Origin of the sequence: Nocardiopsis sp. TNDT3 (assembly GCF_003427465.1) — a bacterium.
GTDB lineage: Bacteria > Actinomycetota > Actinomycetes > Streptosporangiales > Streptosporangiaceae > Nocardiopsis > Nocardiopsis dassonvillei.
The window spans coordinates 1-1,467 of record NZ_QPFC01000243.1; the positions used below are offsets into that span (position 1 = coordinate 1).

At 79.0% G+C, this 1,467-nt stretch carries 2 protein-coding genes; both read right to left on the reverse strand.

From position 1 onward, the window contains the following. Window positions 1–488: ATP-binding cassette domain-containing protein (locus DQW06_RS06650; RefSeq protein WP_157983359.1), on the reverse strand; the 488-nt coding region annotated here is incomplete at its 3' end. A 145-nt stretch (window positions 489–633) separates the two neighbouring features. Beyond that, window positions 634–1,467, reverse strand: an 834-nt coding sequence (locus tag DQW06_RS06655; RefSeq protein WP_157983360.1) for an ABC transporter permease, incomplete at its 5' end; no start/stop codon positions are given.

Here is a 1,467-nt window from a genome sequence, read left to right on the forward strand (position 1 = left end):
TGGCGCATGCCGCCGGAGAACTCGTGCGGGTAGGCGTGCGCGCGTCGGGCGGCGTCGGGGATGCCGACCCGGTCCAGTGCGGCCACCGCCCGCTCCCACGCCGCGGCCCGGCTCATCCGACGCACGGAGCGCAGGGCGCGTACGAGCTGGGCGCCCACGGTGTGCACGGGGCTGAGCACGGCGAGCGCGTCCTGGGGCACCAGGGACATCCGCCGCCCGCGCAGGGTCCGCAGGACGGCGGGCGGTGCGCCGACCAGCTCCTGTCCGTGCAGGCGGACGCTTCCGGTGACGGAGGCGCCGTAGGGCGCCATGCCCAGGACGGCGCGGGCGGTGACCGACTTCCCGGCCCCGGACTCCCCCACGAGCGCGAGCACCTCGCCGGGGCGCACGTCGAAGGAGAGCCCGCGCACGGCGCGGACCCCGCCCCCTCGCCGTCCGGGCAGGGTGACCCGCAGGTCGCGGACCGACAGCAGGGCCTCGTCGCTCATCTGCGTCCTTCCGGGGAGAGTTCGGCCTTCGGGCCGGAGAGGAGAGGGACCGGGCCCCGCGCGGCGGGGCGGCGGACGCGGCCGCGCGTCCGGGACGGGCCGCCGACCGCCGCGCCCGCGCGGAGGAGCCCGCCTTCTTCACAGGTCACGTCAGGGCTCCTGGGGACGGCGCGGTCGCGGCCGGGCGGGAACCCCGGCGCCACGGGGGTGTCCACGAGCCCTGGGGAAGCGTGGACGAGGAGACCGCGAACGCGGCCAGCAGCAGGAGCATGGCGGCCGGGGCCAGCGCCGCCAGGGGCGCGCGCTCCACGTAGGCCAGGGACTCCGACAGGCTCAGGCCCCACTCCGCCGAGGGCGGCTGCGAGCCCAGGCCGAGGAAGCCGAGCGAGGCGATGGCCAGCGCGATGCCCGGCAGGCGCAGCACGGCGTGGCGGGCCACCGGCCCCAGGACCGCGGGCAGCACGTGCCGGACCAGGATCCAGCGGGGGTCGGCGCCCAGGGCCCGCTGCGCGGTCAGGTAGGCGGCCGCGCGCGTCTCCTGGACCAGCGCGGAGGTGTGCGCGGCCAGCGGGGGCCAGGAGACCAGGGCCACGGCCACGGCGGCGCCGAGGGGGCCGGGCCCGGCGATGGCGGCCACCAGGATTCCGGCGATCACCGGGGGCAGGGCGTTGGCCATCTCCGAGGCGCCCGCCGACAGCGCGGGAACGAACCCGATCAGCAGGGCCGCGGCCAGGCTGGCCAGGCACACCAGCGCCGCGGTGCCCACGGTGGCCAGGGCGCCGTGCCCGAGCCGGGCCAGGACGTCGCGGCCGACCGCGTCGGTGCCCAGGGGGTGGTCCCAGGAGGGGGCGGCGAGGCGCTGGGCCACCTCGACGGTCATGGCGTCGCGGGTCAGGCCCCACAGGCACACCGTCAGGATCAGCGCCGCGCACACCGCGGGCACCGCGCGGCGCACGGCCCCCGCGGGGGCGGTGGGCGG